Annotated in this window: 9 protein-coding genes and 1 pseudogene; 7 read left to right on the top strand and 3 right to left on the bottom strand. The window is 38.1% G+C overall.

The window, feature by feature from the left end:
• Nucleotides 1–213: 213 nt before the first annotated feature.
• The 3 genes from C9J51_RS02440 to C9J51_RS02430 are packed head-to-tail and all read right to left on the bottom strand — an operon-like array spanning nt 214 to nt 4,302.
• On the bottom strand, nt 214–1,701 hold the full coding sequence (locus tag C9J51_RS02440) for a DHA2 family efflux MFS transporter permease subunit (protein ID WP_045035361.1): 1,488 nt from the start codon (nt 1,699–1,701) through the stop codon (nt 214–216).
• Between the two features lie 8 nt (nt 1,702–1,709).
• Nucleotides 1,710–2,858 carry an HlyD family efflux transporter periplasmic adaptor subunit gene (locus C9J51_RS02435; RefSeq protein WP_107249863.1) on the bottom strand — a complete coding sequence of 383 codons (1,149 nt, stop codon included), beginning with the start codon at nt 2,856–2,858 and terminating at the stop codon, nt 1,710–1,712.
• Nucleotides 2,859–2,898: 40 nt separating this feature from the next.
• Nucleotides 2,899–4,302, bottom strand: a complete 1,404-nt coding sequence (locus C9J51_RS02430; RefSeq protein WP_045035359.1) for an efflux transporter outer membrane subunit — start codon at nt 4,300–4,302, stop codon at nt 2,899–2,901.
• An 80-nt stretch (nt 4,303–4,382) separates the two neighbouring features.
• On the opposite strand from C9J51_RS02430, the gene C9J51_RS02425 reads away from it, so the two are divergent.
• From C9J51_RS02425 to C9J51_RS02390, 7 genes and pseudogenes are all read left to right on the top strand, one after another.
• Complete coding sequence (locus C9J51_RS02425) at nt 4,383–5,306, top strand: LysR family transcriptional regulator (RefSeq protein WP_045039760.1); 924 nt, start codon at nt 4,383–4,385, stop codon at nt 5,304–5,306.
• Between the two features lie 200 nt (nt 5,307–5,506).
• Nucleotides 5,507–6,838, top strand: a pseudogene (locus C9J51_RS02420) (ferredoxin reductase family protein).
• A gap of 407 nt (nt 6,839–7,245) precedes the next feature.
• Nucleotides 7,246–8,625: a C4-dicarboxylate transporter DcuC gene (gene dcuC / locus C9J51_RS02415; protein WP_107249861.1), complete on the top strand. Its 1,380-nt coding sequence runs from the start codon at nt 7,246–7,248 to the stop codon at nt 8,623–8,625.
• Nucleotides 8,626–9,058: 433 nt separating this feature from the next.
• A complete protein-coding gene (locus tag C9J51_RS02410; RefSeq protein ID WP_045039759.1) occupies nt 9,059–10,831 on the top strand; it encodes an ATP-dependent nuclease in 1,773 nt (590 codons plus the stop codon).
• Entirely contained in the window at nt 10,824–12,728 is a 1,905-nt protein-coding gene (locus tag C9J51_RS02405) for an ATP-dependent helicase (RefSeq protein WP_045039758.1), read from the top strand. Before C9J51_RS02410 ends, C9J51_RS02405 begins: the two co-directional genes overlap by 8 nt.
• 510 nt (nt 12,729–13,238) lie before the next feature.
• Nucleotides 13,239–16,403, top strand: a complete 3,165-nt coding sequence (locus tag C9J51_RS02395) for a chitinase N-terminal domain-containing protein (protein ID WP_107274842.1) — start codon at nt 13,239–13,241, stop codon at nt 16,401–16,403.
• 630 nt (nt 16,404–17,033) lie between these two features.
• Nucleotides 17,034–17,702 carry a hypothetical protein gene (locus C9J51_RS02390; protein WP_045039755.1) on the top strand — a complete coding sequence of 223 codons (669 nt, stop codon included), beginning with the start codon at nt 17,034–17,036 and terminating at the stop codon, nt 17,700–17,702.
• Nucleotides 17,703–17,745 lie beyond the last annotated feature (43 nt).

Below are 17,745 nucleotides of genomic sequence, written 5' to 3'. Positions count from 1 at the left end.
AAACCTGATTATCAGCATAAATATTCTTTTGGGTTTTATTTCTATTCAATACGATCAAATTTAATACAAGCCTACATTTTATTACCAGAATAGATCTATCTGATTACATTTTCTCTTATTATAAAATAAATAATCCCACGCAATAAAAAGAGTAACCATAATTAATGATTACTCTTTTTTATAGGATCTTCGTATAACGGCTACCCTAAATAATTAATGACGCACTGGTTTTGCTAGCCATACTAATGGGATCAGTAATAAACATAATATCCCTGACAACCAAAATAAATCGACCGTTGACATCATATAGGATTGCCGAGTAATCACATTATTCACCGCATCAAGGTTATTACCCATTGAATGGATAAACTGACTGACTTGATGATTAGCAAGCGTAAATCCTTCTGCAATGCGTGAATGGTGAAATTCCATTCGTTGATCCCACATTGTGGTAACAATTGATGATGAAAAACTACCAAATAAAGTCCGGAAGAATGTTGATAACGCGACCGCATTGGCTATTTGATCTGGCCTAACACTATTTACAATTAAATTTTGGAGTGGCACAAAAAAAGCCAACGTTGCCGCTCCCTGAATCAATTGTGGCATCATAATATAATCAAACGAAGCCGCTAAATTATAAGTACTCCGCCAAAATCCAACCACAGAAAAGATCAAAAAGGCATAGGTTAAAATATAACGAATATCTGTTTTTTGGACTAATTTACCAATAATAGGTGCACTCACAACCGCTAAAATACCAACGGGTGCTGTCGCATAGCCTGACCATGATGCGGTATATCCCATCACCCCTTGTAACCACAACGGCAATAATACGGTAGAGCCAAAGTAAACCATATACCCTAAACTCATTACAATTACTGCAATCGTGAAATTACGCTGGGTAAAGAAACGAAAATTAACGATTGGGTTGTCATGATACCATTCCCAAATGATCATACAGCCCCAAGAGAGAACAGCGACCAGCGTTAATCCTAAAATTAAATTAGATTGAAACCAGTCATGATCTTTACCCAAATCAAGCATCATTTGTAGGCTACCCGCCGCCACTACTAATAGCCCAATTCCCATATAATCGACGCTTTCACGTTGGGTTTTTGTTTCTTTACCTTTTAATAAAAAGAACACTAATGTACTGGCAATAATTCCGATAGGCGCATTAATGAAAAATATCCATGACCACGAGTAATTATCAGTTAGCACGCCACCTAAAATCGGTCCCATAATGGGTGCAACAACAACCGTCATTGACCATAACGACATTGCTAACCCGTGTTTTTCTCTGGGAAAGTTTCGCAATAAAATACTTTGTGATAATGGCGCTATCGATCCAGAAACAGCACCTTGTACCACGCGGAAAAAAATCAGCATGCCAATACTGCTCGACATACCGCATAACATCGACGCAATAACAAACCCTACAGTGGCAAAGATAAATAATTTCACTTCACCAAAACGACGGCTTAAAAAACCCGTCATCGGCATTGAAATCGCATTTGCAGCACCAAAGGCGGTGATCACCCAGATACCTTGATCGGTTGATACACCAAGATTACCCGCAATGGTTGGAATCGCGACATTGGCAATTGATGTATCTAAAATCATCATGAAGGTTGCCATTGATGTCGCTAAGGTAATCAACAGCAGTTTAGTGCCTTTTAACGGTACAGATTCATTCATTACATCACCTACGCCTTAATAAGGCGGTTAACGAATATCTCTACCTTTTTATCAACAACGGCTAAGCGTTTATTCGTGGTCTTCTGTGCACTTTCATTGGCGGTAAACACAGCATAATCAAACGGCTGCTTAACTGTCGCTTTAGTATCAACCGTGACAGCCATCGACATACCAACACGTAATGGATGTTGTTTAATTTGTTGTGAATCAATATAAATACGGACAGGTACACGTTGAATAATTTTAATCCAGTTACCCGTCGCATTTTGAGCAGGTATCGCTGAAAACGCACTACCCGTACCCGCACCAATGCCCGCTACAACACCGGTGTAGGTATACTTATCACCATATAAATCAGATTGAATGGTAACAGGTTGTCCGGTTTGCATATTATGTAACTGCGTTTCTTTAAAGTTAGCTTCAACCCAAACATTATCTAATGGCACGATAGTCATTAGTGCTTGGCCTGCTTGAATTTGTTGACCCACTTGCACACTACGATTAACAACCATACCGCCTTTAGGCGCATAGATAGTGGCATTTTGTTGATCAAGATAAACATGACGTAATTGTGCAATCGCCATTTGAACTTGAGGATTATCTAAAATATGTTCTTGCGGCAATAATGTTTGTAGCGCTTGTAATTGTTTATTCAACGCAATTAAGTTTTGCTCTTTAATCATGACCGCATTTTTTGCATGCGATAATACTTCAGCTAATACTGAGCCATCTTTATCGCCTCCAATTCGACGCTTATAATCTTGCTTCGCTTGGGCTAACATGACTTTTTCTGCTGCAATTTGGGCTTTTAATTGTGCTATTTTTAAATAATTACTTTGTACATCACGAACCGTATTTTTAAGATTAGCTTCCGCTTGTTGTTGCTTTAATAACAATGGATTACGATTCAAAGTAACGAGCTGCGCACCTTGCTCAACGTGTTGAGTATCATCAACATTAATGGCATTAACCGTGCCAGCCTCTTGGGCTGTGATCATTATTCGCTGACCTGCAACATACGCATCATCTGTACTTTGTGAGGTGGTTGGCATGAGTAAATAAATAGTCACAGCCACAGCCATAACGATGACGATAAAAACACCAAGAATAGTATTGCGCTTTTTTTTAGAAGTAGAATTAAGAGGTTGCTTTGTCATATTGGATCTCATCTTATTTATTGTGCTAAGTGGCGGTAGTTTATTGTTGAGCGTGATAACCGCCACCGAGGGCAACAATAAGTTGTAATTGATTTTGCAGCGTGGCGTTATCAGCATTCGTGGTTTGAATAACCTGCTGATGCCATTTTATTTGTGCATTATTCATTTCCGAAAAGCTGGCTAATCCACGCTGATAACGGTGCTTAAAAATCATATAAGCTTGCTGATATTGTGTGGTTGATGCCACAGTAAGCGCTTGTTGTTGTAATGCTTCTTGTAAATTAACAATCGCATCAGAAGCTTGTTTTACTGCTGTAAGAACAGATTGGTTATAAATAGTCACTGCTTGGTCATAATGAATATTGGCCGACGCATAATTAGCATCACGAACGCCGCCATCATAAAGCGGTAAAGTCGTGGCAATGGTTGCACCACTTAAAAAGAGATCTGCTGGGTTCATCGAAGATAATTTTTGAAAAACGCCCATGACCATTAAATTCATATCAGGATAATAAGCCGCTTTAGCTTGTTTTATTCCTTGTTGATTCGCTTCAACCAACCATTTATTCGCAATAATATCCGCGCGACGACCCAATAAATTCATTGGAATCGTCGTCATGGTATTCAATTGATTTATTGGGTGTGCATTTGGCGTTAATAGCGTTCCTAGTTGCTCTGGCGTTTTAGCTAAATATAACGCTAATTGGTTTTTGGCTAATTGCTGTTGAGTGATAGTCATTGAAAGCTGCGCTGATAACTTATCAAGATCGCCTTGCTGTTGAAATAATTCCGCTTTGCTTGCTAAACCGCGATGAATTTGGTCTTCAATAACGGCTCTTTGCTTATTCGTTTCACGCACTAACAACTGAATATTCTGCGCTAAGCGGTAATTATTCTGTAAGCTAAAATAGCTACTGGTAATAGCCGCTGATAACAATAATTTAGCTTGTACCGCTTGTGCTTCTAAAGATAATTTTTGATTGGTCGCAGCAGCAATGATTGCCTTATTTTTACCCCAAAAATCAAATTGGTAAGAAAAAGAAGGCAGCAACATTCCTAACGCTGAAAATTCTGCATGATTAGGAGATAAAGAGTGTAGATTAGCCCCCATTGCCCCACCACTCACATTGAGGTTTAAACTTGGCTTATCACCCGCTTGAGCCAAAGCAACCTGTTGAGTGGCTAATTCAATACGCTGTTGAGCTTGCTGTAAGGTTAAGTTATTCGTTAGCCCTAATGTGATTAATTGATTTAATTGCGGATCATTAAATTGGGTCCACCAATCTGTTTTTATATCACTAAGATCACGCTGATATAAATGAACTTGTTGGGCGGTAAGTAGCGAATGGTGTTGTGGTTCAGAGGGTGGAATCATACTACATGCCGATAATAGCAACACCGCCGCCAAAGAAGATGCGGTGCGAGTGATATAAAATGCTTTCATTTTCTGTCCTAAATTACTTTATGGTATAAAGTATAAAGTGGAATCGATTGTTGTTATATACATCACAAAGGAAAAGACTGTTGCAGACAAAAAACAATAAAATTGGCTTTGATTTAAACACGATCGCAATATTCGCGCGCGTTGTTGAACGCCAAAGTTTTACGCTAGCGGCTGCTGAATTAGAACTAACCAAATCAACAGTAAGCCGGAAAATTGCAGAATTAGAACGCTATTTAGGGATTAGATTATTAACACGCTCAACACGCCAATTAGTGCTAACGGCAGAGGGTGATGCTTTTTACCGTTCTTGTTCACAGATTCTAGACGTCTTAAAACAATCTGAACTTGAAGTTACCGCAAGTCACGACTTAGTTTGCGGTACCTTAAAAATGGTCATGCCCGTAGAGGTAGGAAAAGGCTTTTTTGGCGATTGTATAAAAGCATTTATGGCTTTACATCCTAACTTAAAAATACATCTTGAATTATCAAACCGTAAAGTTGACCTTATCAAAGAAGGCTTTGACGTTATGATACAAGTGGGAGAAATTGAAGATTCATCGCTGATCGTCAGAACGTTCCATCATTCAACACGAGTATTAGTAGCAAGCCCTCAATACATAGAACAGTACGGCTTACCCCAAAGTTTGGCCGATTTAAAAGCGCCTCATCAACAAATTCGTATGATCAGCAGTATACGTACAGGTAATAAAAATGTATTAGAAGGGCTACCTTATCGTTTTAAGGTCAATACATTAAGCGCCGCGTTAGATCTCTGTTTAGATGGTTTTGGGATCACCTATATTCCAGAATTTTTGTGCCGTAATCTTATTACTGAAGGAAAATTGGTCCATATTTTACCTAGCCTTTATGCCTCACAAGTTCCTATTCCCATCAGTTTTATTTATCCAGAACGAGACTTAATGCCTCGACGATTACGTGCATTCATTGATTTTACAATCACACGTTTTCAAGATGAAATTCAGCGACGTAAAAAAGACAGCTAGCATCATTTTAAATAAAGATTTTTATATAAGCGTGTAATGCATGGTTTTAATAACCATCGTTATATTAAAAAGAAGTCATGATGGCTTCTTTTTAATAGGCAAAATACCAACAATCAAACTTTGCATAGATATACGTATATTGACGTCGCTTTACATCCCAAAAGTTAACATAAAGCTATCGTTTATATGAGCATAAAATAATGAAAACTACTCGCAATGTTATTTGGGTAATGATTGCCACAATATCAACTCTTTGGTTTGCAGTGGAGCCGCAATTCTTCATGTCAAACAACCTCTTTGAGTGGCGCTCAGCAATAATTCAATACTCTGGTATTTTATCTCTGATATTAATGTCCATCACCATGATATTAGCCATGCGCTTATCTGTCATTGAGAACTGGCTTAGTGGCATGGATAAAGCTTATCGCATACACAAATGGCTGGGTATCAGTAGCATCGCACTCGGTATCTCACACTGGCTATGGTACCAAATTCCTAAGTGACTAGTTATGGCAGGCATCCTAACAAGACCGGCTCGTCAGCATGATTCAAAACCAGCTGCAACTGAATTTAGTTGGAATGCATGGGTCAATAATTTGCATGGCTTTGCTGAAAACCTTGGGGAGTGGGGATTTTATTTACTATTGGCCTTACTGATGATCTCGCTATGGGCCACGGTAAAATATAAACCCTTTAAATTATCACACCGCCTAATGTCAGTTGCCTATTTACTTATCGTTGTTCACTCAGTATTACTACTCAAGCATGCTTATTGGGGAGAGCCTATTTATTACCTCACATTAGGCTTTGCTTTTATTGGCTCTATTGCGGCAATGTATAGTTTATTGGGTTTTGTCGGACGCAGTAACCGCCACGCTGCTGTTGTTGTCTCGACACGTTATTTTCCACAAGCTGAAACAATGGAATTAATATTAAAACCCAATAGTGCTTGGCAAGGACATACAGCAGGACAGTTTGCATATTTACAATTTGGTAATGAAGATCCACATCCATTTACCATTGTTTCAGGCACTAACGACCCTGAAATACGTTTTTTAATTAAAGCCTTGGGAGACTTCACCACGGGATTGTACGAACGGGTAAAAATAGGTGATGCCGTAACAGTAGAAGGCCCTTATGGTCGTGTTAATTTCGACCTTAACAAGCCACAAATCTGGATTGCGGGTGGTGTTGGCATCGCTGCTTTTTTCGCTATCTTAGAAACACTTAAAGGAAAAACCAATCATCCTCAAATAGATTTATTTTATTGTAATCGAGGTATTGATAATCACTTAGCTGACGAGTTGTACTCTCTTACACAGCAAGCCGGCGTAAGGTTAAACGTCATAGACACCCTCCATTCACCGCGATTAAATATCGACCACATCGCAACTCAATGCGGTAACGTAAACGATTATAATTTTTACTTTTGCGGACCAGAAATCTTTTCAAAAACACTAACAAAAGCGCTCGGTGCACACTCCTTTGATATTGAGAAAAATTACCACGAAGAATTATTTGTGATGCGCTAAAAGAAAAACACCATAAAAAAGACGACATATTCCTGCTATGTGTATCAACACTATGACGACAAAGGTAACGTGTCTCTTTTTATTACCGCCGTGTAATCACATATTCTATAAATAATATAGATACGTTTTGAATTATCTCGATTTCATCATCAATATAAGTCTCAAAATAGATATAACATAAGAAATTGACATCCATGGTACATTCCTTTTCTTAAATTATTAACATTACAACAACTATTAATAATCATTAGAAAAACAATCAAATAACATTCAAAGTATAACAATGCGATTAAGATCTAACTTATTATTAAAGTAATTTTTGTTATTTATTTATAAGATAATCATCAGCGTTTTTTTACTTCAATTAATAAATAATTATTCCATCTGTCTTTATCAATGAGAACAACATGGAATATATTTTTACACTATGTATAGTTGGGCTTGTCGCCTACTCAATGTTAAAAAAATTCAATCCCCAAGCAACATTAATTACCGCAGGCTTATTGTTGCTGGCTTACGCATCCATATCAGGGATTGCGCCTGTACTTGCCGATGGGAAGACGCAAGGCGCACTATTTTTTGACCTATGGCAACGTTTTACGGAAATCACCAATACCCGTTTAGGCAGTGTCGGTTTAACACTTGTCTCTATTGCTGGTGTTTCAACCTATTTAAATCACATTGGCGCATCTCAGGCGTTGGTGAAAGCCACATCTCGCCCGGTTATGGCGGTAAAAAATCCTTATGTATTGTTGATACTCGTTTTAATATTTGTATCACTAATGTACGTGTTTATTACTGGCGCAACATCGTTATCATTACTCTTAATGGGCACACTTTACCCAGTATTACGTAATGCGGGTATTAGTGCGAAAACAGCCGTTGCTACCATCGTTATTCCAACAGCATGGGAATATGGCCCAGGGCAGATTAATGCGGTTATTGGTGCCAATGCGATCAATGTTGAAATTATGGATTTTGTGGTAAATCATCAAACCATATTTCAAGCAATGCTACTTATTTTAATTCCTTTGGTTAACATTGTATGGCAACGTCATTGTGACCGTATTGATGGCTATAACCCATCAGAAGATAGAGGTAAGTATTTAGAAACGCTAGAAAAGCAACATGACGATAATGATACTGTCCCTAAGTTTTACGCATTGCTTCCCATCTTGCCTTTTATCTTTTTATTTGGATTTTCAAGCATGGTAATGAAGTCTATTACGATGACAATTCCAATTGCGATGATGTCGACAATCAGCATCTGTATCATAATAGAAGCAATAAGATTTCGTTCAATTCAGCGTGCCTTTGATAATTTTGAAGCATGGCTAAAAGGTACCGGAATGATATTTGCGAGCGTATTAACATTAATGATCGCTGCTGAATATTTCTCTGCGGGTTTAACCAATATCGGCGCTATCAACACCTTAATCGATACCGCAAAATCATTTGATCTTGGTCCAAGTGGCATTGTCATTGTCTTTTCTGGTTTTATTTTATTAACCGCATTTATTACAGGTTCAGGCAATGCGCCTGTAATGGCTTTTATTCCTATCGTTCCTCAAATTGCAACTAACTTTGATGTTAATCCTCTACTTCCATTACTGCCTATTTTATTTGCAGCTGGCATCGGTAGAACAATGTCACCCGTTGCTGGGGTTATTATCACCGTTTCAGGCATGGCAGGTTTAACACCTATTGATGTCATCAAACGTACCAGTGTCCCAATGTTAAGCAGTATGGTTGTCGTCTTAATTATGGCGGTTATTCAATACTCTTAATTCACCATGACCGCCAATACTCACGCTATAGCATTAGGGTATTGGTGGTTTGCTTTACAGACACTTATCGCGTCAAGCAGGTGTAATTTAAATTGGTTTCTTTAATTGGTTGATTATAAGTGGTTTCTTAATCATTCCAATGCGGGTTCGGAGATAAGGTGAATTGGTTTCGTTGGGGTATACCTAAAATGACAACAATAATAACGCTACCATAAAGGTCAAAAGATAACCTTAAGTTAAAGTAATCTAGTCTTCTCAATTAGGTATAGTATATGATTGATTTTGCTGAAAATGAGAGTTTATAAATCAACAATATACTTGCAAGAGTTGTTCGATTTTAATGTTGGCATGTTATTCTGATAATTAGTGAAAGTTTAAAAACAAAAAAATGTTATTTCTGATTTGGCTAGGTTGACCTAAGGAGGGTTTCTTCGTGAGTATTTTAATTGATGTAGTTCGTATTTGTGGTTTTCGAGGAATTAAAAAGCTGGAAGTTACCCTTCCTCGAATTGCAGTTTTAGTTGGGCAGAACAATGCAGGTAAAACTTCAATTGTTAAGGCTCTACAATTAGCTATCGGAGACTATTCACGTTATTTGTCAGAAGAAGATTTCCACATAGCGCAAGATGATACTCGTTCAGATCAAATATTAGTTGATGTTCGAATTGTTTCTTTAAATAGCGATGGGACTATAAGTAACGAATTTTCAGAAGACTGGCTTGAAGAGTTTGGGGATAAAATCCGACAAGATGCTGAAGGTAAACAATTTTTAGCATTGCGCACACTCGTAAAACCTGACTCGATTAAAGGTGGCTTTTCAGTTGAACGCTATACATTAGACCAATGGGTTCCAGTTGGATGGGTTGATATCGAGGTAGTATCTAAAAATAGGCTTCGTGGCAAATTACAAGCGTTACAATACATTTCAATAGATGCTCAAAGAGATTTACATTCTGAACTTAAAGAACGTTCGTCATTCATCGGTAAAGTTTTGTCAACCGTAGAATACAACAATGCGGACATTATTGAGCTGGAAGGTATGATAAAAGAGGTAAATCAGCAAGCAATAAACAAGAGTCAGCCACTTAGTACATTGAAGAAGCACCTGAACGCTTTAAATGATTCTTTTGATGGTAAAGGACAAGCAGAGCTATCACCTTTCCCTAAGAAAGTCAGAGATCTTTCAAAACGTTTTAGTGTTCATTTCGGAGAAAATGAAAGTAACTCATTTTCAATGGAATATCATGGTATGGGTACAAGAAGTTGGGCTTCGATACTAACGGTGAAAGCGATGGTCGAATTGTCTAATGAAAATCATGCAGCAGAAGCAAAGCCATTTTTTCCCATTGTAGCTGCTGAAGAGCCAGAGGCTCACCTTCATGTTAATGCGCAGCGGACGTTGTTCAAGCAAATGTCAGAAATGCCAGGGCAAGTCATCATTAGTACTCATTCACCATACATCGCGTCGTTATCCGAATTGGAAAACTTGAGGTGTTTATCCAAGTCAGAAGGAACTGTGGCCGCTTCACAACTTATTGGAGGGCTAGACAGTGAGGATATCAAAACCCTTCGCAGAGAAGTTATGAGGCTTAGAGGGGATATTCTTTTTTCTAAGGCTCTCATTTTGTTCGAAGGTGTGTCTGAAGAGCAAATTTTACCAGCTATGTTTGAATGTTATTTCAGTCGCTCTCCGTTTGAGGTCGGCGTGAGTTGTATTGCCGTAGGTGGTAAAAATTACAAACCATTTATCAAGATGGCGGGTAGTTTCGGAATACCTGTTTTTATTGTTAGTGATAATGATGGTAACACTCAAGCAGAAGTCCAATCCCAGATTGTGAAGACTAAACAGGAAACTCCTTTGACTCTTAACGATGATTCTTTTGGAATAAGTTATTTAGGTCACGGTAATGATATTGAAGCAGAACTTCTTAGTTTGGATATGTTGGACGAAATTAAGAAAGCTATCGTTTTAGCCGAAACTAGAGGAAAAGACATTCCTGGCTGGGTCGCAGCCAAAGCAGCAGAGGTTGAAGAACTTACGGGTGAACAACTTCTTGTGAAAATGCGTGGAATGAAGGCTACTTATGCGGGATTTTTAGCTGATGTTATTCTTACAAATGAGAATGGTAAACAACCTGAACAACTAATGCCACTTGCTGTTAAGCAAGCATTTGACAAAGTAAAGGAGTGGACAACTTATGATTAATCTATCGGATGCGCAACTAAATGTTGTTCAATCTCCACTTGAGACTGCGTTACAAGTATTAGCTTCAGCAGGTTCAGGTAAGACGCGTGTTTTAACTGAGAGGGTTAGATACATACTTAACAGCACGAAAAAGGGCAGTGTCATAGCTCTTACCTTTACCAATAAAGCTGCCGAAGAAATGCAAGCTAGATTGATAGAGTATGACATCAGCGAAGAACGATTCTGGGTTGGTACCATTCATTCTGTTGCGCAGAGAGTCCTTGAGCAGTACGGACATACCATTGGGTTACCTAGTGATTTACACATATATGAACGTGATAAAGATAGAATGGAAGTCTTTATGCAGTCACTTAGAGATGACGGTATAGACATTGATAACTATTTAAACGTATCGAACTCGAAGGAACTACGTAGTCGTGAACAGGTACTATCTAAATACATGGATACATTTTCCATAATTAAGAGAGAGTTACTATCAGAAATTGATGTGCTAGAGCGTTATCCTCAAAATAATAAACTCTGGAAGAACTATGAAGATTATCAAAGAGCTCTCTTAAACAGTAATGGTATTGATTTTGATGACATACTTCTTTACTCGCATAAGATTCTGTTAACTCAAGATTGGGTAGGCAAAGTCTATCGTGCAAAATATAAACACCTTTGTGTAGATGAGGCTCAAGATTTAAATAGAGCTCAGTATGAGTTCATTAAGGTCTTTTGTGGTAGCCAAGTAAAAAGTGTATTAATGGTCGGTGATCCAAACCAGATGATTTATGGTTTTAATGGATCTTCGTCAAAATATCTTACCAATAGTTTTGTAGATGATTTCTCCCCACTTCAAATGGTGTTAAACCAGAATTATCGAAGTACTAAATCAGTCATTGAAGTAGCTAATAGACTAAAACCAGGGTCTCAAAGAGCAGGTAATTTTGCGCTACAAGGTATGTTTGATGTTCGATGTTTAAGTAATGAGCAAGAAGAAAGCGATTGGATAGTTAGAAGCATTAATAATTTGCTTTCTCTCGGAACTAACCAAGAGATTGAAGGTGGAATTACACTAGATAAGATGGTTGTAATTGCTAGAAATCGTTTTGTATTCAAATATCTTGAAGAAGCATTGCAAGCAGCTGGTATTGATTTCCACTTGAGAAAAGGTGAGAGGCGAAATGAGCCCACATCATTGCTTGGAAAGGTTCTTGATTATTCTATTCGATTAAAACTAAATCCAAAAGATTGGGTGGATGGAAATAAACTGTGCAATGCTCTAAGTATCGAGCCTCCTAAAGTTTGGGGGGATAAGAATGTGCTCAGTATGATTAGTCAGTCATTAGCGGAAAGCCATCTCTTTAACAAAGAGCTTTTGAAGCTAGTTCTTCTTGAAGTTGAGAAACTAGACATATCTGAACCCAATATAAGAAAACTCATGAAAGTGCTTGAGTCTGAGGTTGAGAAGATGGTCCATGATGGAAATCGTGGAAATTCACATATAGAAGAACTGAAGCTTAGTATGGAAGAATTACACGAGTTTTGGAGTTCATGGATTAGTTTCAAACAAAAAGGTCTTGGAGAAAGCCTTCTTGCATATCGGAATGCGATCTCTTTGGGACAAGTATCGGAAACAAAAGCACAGTCAGGATTGACTTTGAGTACAGTTCATACAATGAAAGGACTTGAGAGAGACATAGTTTTTTTAATGGGCATGTGTGAGGGGGTTTTTCCTGATTATCGAGCCACATCTTCAGATAAAATAGATGAGGAGCGAAATAACGCTTTCGTTGCAGTAACTAGAGCGAAAAGGTGGCTTTATGTTAGTTATCCGCAGTATCGAGTTATGCCCTGGGGGGACACTAAGTGCCAAGCCCCATCTCGATTTATTCACGAGATGAGCCCTAGCTAATCAGTACTAATCGATTAAAGGGGTCAACACGACCTCTTTTTTTATTTAAGAAAAATGTCCAATAATGAGCTGACTCTTTAGCTAGCTTGTGATCACCAAGCGATTCCATTACAACCAACTTCACCAATATCATTTCATATCGACGCACTTCCCAACCCATTTCACATAACATCCGCAATGACGACCAAATTTATAAACTGATGAATATCCCTATTTTTTTGTGATTAACTTCCGAAAATCACCCAAAGTGATAATTTAAGTTCAGGTAATAAGTTAACAAAATAATAACGTTATATTAAGGCTTATTTGTGATGCTTTTTTAGGGGAAATTACTGTTTCAGGAAGATTCTCACGAACACTGATGATAATGCGCGATATTAGTGCAAATTCATTAAGCCCACGTAACCATCATTAAATATTGTAGTAGCCATAAGTTTAACTTGTATACATTAACTTGAACACTTAACATATTGCAAAAGCATAATTTAACTTTCAAGAAAGTATAATCACATGAAAATAAAAATATTATCAGTACTAGTCATGTCTGCACTAGCCATGACAGGTCAAGCACACGCTAAGACCAGTACCCCTTATTTTGAACAAACATCACAAAATATTTACCAGAAAATTCAAAACAAGCTCAACGATATTAAATCGCTGGCTGAAAATAGTAACAACATAATTGTTGGTGAAGATAAACAACGTTATATTGAAATTAACAATACGCGCTACCGCTTAAATAGTGATAACTATTTGTTGTTTGATTTCCCGAGTTCATTTACCGACGAATCTAGCTTCCGTAATGTTTTTGACTTTATTCCACCGGAATGGGAACTAACATGGAATGACTTAGGTGTTGTGATTGTTAACACCCAATTCGGTAATTACGACTATGGTAATGGTTGTTTAATTGAGTATATGCCAGCGGCCACTCAATTAGATGCTGATACTCGCGTGATAATTGAAACAGCATCCTGTGCATGGAATAGCAACCTGCTGCCGTCACATTCTCCTGCCTCTCTTTCTCTTCTCGAGGCAACGCATGATACCGCCACTCTGACATGGGATAAGGTAGAAAAAGCAGATCTCTATAAAATCTACCGCGATGGTATGATGGTTGCTCAAAGTTCTGCTACCAAAAGCTTAACTTTCAAGGATATTAGCCTGTCCTCAGAAACCCGTTATAGCTACCAAATTGAAGCTTGTAACCAATATGGTTGTGCAGAAGAAAAAAGTGCAACATTAGCAATTGAAACGCTACCGACGCCAGAGGTTATCCCTAATACACCCCCTCCTCCATCACTGATTAATAACGGTACACGTACCAATATTGTTAACTGGAATGTCACTTCTGGCGCAACACATTATCAAGTATTCCGTAATGGGGAAATCATTGCCAATGATCTGACGGATGTCAGCTTTGTCGACACAGCAGCCACTGGTGTAACACAAAATACCCAATACCAGTACGCCGTTGCCGCCTGCAATGACACAGGTTGTTCTGTGCCAAGCCAAACGACTGATGTACATACCTCAGCGATGGATAAACTAGCCATCAATGTTAAAAATATCGATCCGAATACCAATTCTGTCGGTGTGAACATTCGTAGCCAATACACCAGCAACCAAATATTCAGCGAAAACAAATCTTATTCAAAAAAAGGGATTTATGATTACGGCCGAGGGATTTACTTTAGCCAAAACGATGGCGGTAAGTATTGGGTACAGATTAATCGCCAACCAACAAACGGTCAGATCTGTCAATCAGACTCACACAACTATAAACGGACACAAGGCCAAAATGTTGTTGCTGTCCTTGACTGTTTAACGCCTGCCACCTTAACGTCACTTGTTCCACAACAGATCACCTTGCACCCGACACAAACTGATTTCTATCTGTCGATGCCGCTATTACATCGTGTGGCTGATGGTAAAGAAATTATTACGTCTTCATACATCATGACCTCTTCGAATGAAAAGGTAGTGACTATTGGTAAAAACGGCAAACTCATCCCACAGGCCGAGGGCGAAAGTATCATCACAGTACAGGCTAATCCTGAATACTATGACGTCGCTACACCGATTACTTATACTGTTCGTGTCAATGCACATCAACAATCTGTTGTGTTGCAAAACGTCGAGATTGGTCAGTCAACGCTTCTATCTCCTCGATCTGAACACCAAATTATCGCACCAAAAGCCAAAACTATGGTACGTGCCTACTTGTACGCTCAAGATGCTTCTGACACAACCATGCCAGCGGTTAATATGACGCTTTCTGCAAACGGTCAAACAATGACCACTGCAATGACGTGTCCTACAGAAGCCAAAGTCGGTCCGTTTGATGCTCCAAGCTATGATCGTGCAGAAACATGTTATAGCATCATTGATGAGCAAACAGCCCGAACTTTCATTGACAACAATATGGTAATGAACATCAGTACCGATACTGGTCTGTCGATGACAACCATGCCGAAAGTTAATATTCACTCCACGTTAAACCTGAAGTTAGTACCTGGTTATAACGATCGTAGTCAAGCACTAGCACCAGACATTGATGCATTTAGTGATACGATCAAACAAGCCTATCCATTATCGACCGTCAACATCTCGGTACGTGAATCAGTAGAAACCCCTTCAGTATTGAACCAATCCTTAGATATCGTGGAGAAAATCCGCAAACTGGAAACTGATGGCCTCTCCTACTTCTATGGCCTTGTTCCGGGCGGATGCTATGGTACCGTCGGCTTAGCCTTTGTCGGTGGAACGTCTGCTGTCGGTCGTGATGCATCTTGTTCACCCTACTTACGTTCAGTATTCGTGCATGAGTTAGGACACAACTTTGGTCTTAACCATGCTCCAGGCTGTGGTAAAACTTCATCTGAAGCATTCTGGCATTCAGACGCATGGGAAGGTGTAGACCTAGGAAAACACAGCCCATCGCCCTTGTTTGATCGTACTAACAACAATGTGATATCACCAAAGGATCCATCAATCCATTCCGATTCAGATGTCATGAATTACTGTATCGGTGATCGCTTTACCCAGTACAACTACAGCAAACTGGCTAAACACATCAATGCAAAATCATGGTTCTCTAACACCACAACAAACCTGCTTCAAACAGCAGAACCAACACTGATGATTTCTGGTGAAATCGTTGATGGTAAAGTGTGGATTGACCCCGTAATTATGTCTGATAACGCTATGTATGAAGACAATGGCACGAGTAACTCTACATTCACTATTTTGATCAATACGACCGATGGCGCAGTGATGTATCCCTTACATTTCAATGAGATCGATCATAGCGATAAGAAGACCTTCAGCTTACAAATTCCGGCTTCGGCACACATCAATGCCATTAAAATGTTTGAAGGCGAGCATGAAGTAACGATAGAAATAAAGGGCTTGAAAGAGCAAAAAACAAAAGCGATAGACCAGTCTCCACGAACTAACACTGTGGAGCTATCAGGTAGCGAAGTCATCTGGAACCACGTTAAGTATCCGTGGTTAACAGTAGTTCACATCAAAGCAGACGGTTCACGCCAAGCCCTGAGCATTAATGCTACAGGCGGCAGTGTAGATCTCAGCGGATATGATTTAACACTCGGAACATTAAGTTTCAGCCTATCTAACGGGATAAGCAGTGTGATGAAAACAGAACAGCTATAACCGCTGATTGGTTGCTCACATAACCTCTAACATGCCAGTGGGATCCCATTGGCATTTTTTTGGTTCAGTTACAACGTTGACGAAACCAACTAAAGAGTTAGAGTATTAAATAAATAGATCATCATGTTAGGTATGACAAACATGTTTAAGTGTAATAATTACGCTTAATGTGACATTTAACCAACGTTTCAATCAATACAACTTTGTCGTTCGATTTTATGTTCAAAGACAACCACATCACCACCTTCTGCCAGTAGCTCTGTTATTTCATCCACGACTTCTTGCTCATCTTCCGCTTTAACTTGATTCGCTAACCTTTCTTCAGTGAGAAAGACTGGACACCCATAATTTTTTGCTTAGATACTGCCATTCCAAATAAATAGAGAATGCTTATGATGGCGATAAGAAATCTACTCACAGTGTGCTGAGTTTTTAAAGTAAAGATATAGCTGTCCTATGTTTAGCAACAGACGAAGTGCGGGATAGATGCATACTGTTAAATACAACGATTAAAATACACTTACAATATATTGATATTTTTCATTTAAATCTCACTACTATTTGCGTGTTCAATGTGTATTATACAAGCCAATTTACCACTTTCTCTCACATAACTTTTCAGGAATTATTTTGAAAAACACATTTATTCTGATTGTATTTGTCTTATTTTCATTTACTTCTATCACATATGCCAACAACATTGAAAAATATGATAATGAAAGCCTACATATTCATGATCATTTATACAATGATGAAATATCATCACATTTTGACTTAGAAAACAAAGAATTATACGAATCATTCACATCACAAAATCAGACTATCCCCACAGAGAATAATATATTAAATAAAGAAAACAGTTATTCTTACTATATTAATATTCTTTTAACTATTATAACTATTTTAATTTCTTGGATTTTATCTTCAATAAATGAGTTAAGACTTAAAGGTGATAAATGTACATATGAAAAGTCAAGATGGGCAATGTCAAATGGGAAAAGATATTATTACTCAACAGTTGAAGAATATTCAGCAAATAAAACAGAATATAATATCCACCAGTTAATTAATTTAATAATACTTAATACCTTTATTGGTTTTTTAGCATTTATATTTGTTAGTGTTAAAACAATTTGGGTGACAGCACTTATATATTGGACATTAAAAATATTGACAAAAGGTCGTGTTAAAGAACGATTACAACATACTAATAGAGTTTTTTTAACAATTACATTACGGGTTTTATCAGTAATGGTTTTTCTTTCTGCTCTATTTACGATAATAATCACATCAATATAAAAACTATATTTAAAATAAGCCAATTTTAAAAGAACAAGGATCA

This window comes from Photobacterium iliopiscarium, from assembly GCF_003026395.1.
GTDB lineage: Bacteria > Pseudomonadota > Gammaproteobacteria > Enterobacterales > Vibrionaceae > Photobacterium > Photobacterium iliopiscarium.
This window is presented reverse-complemented; position numbering and strand designations above follow the sequence as displayed.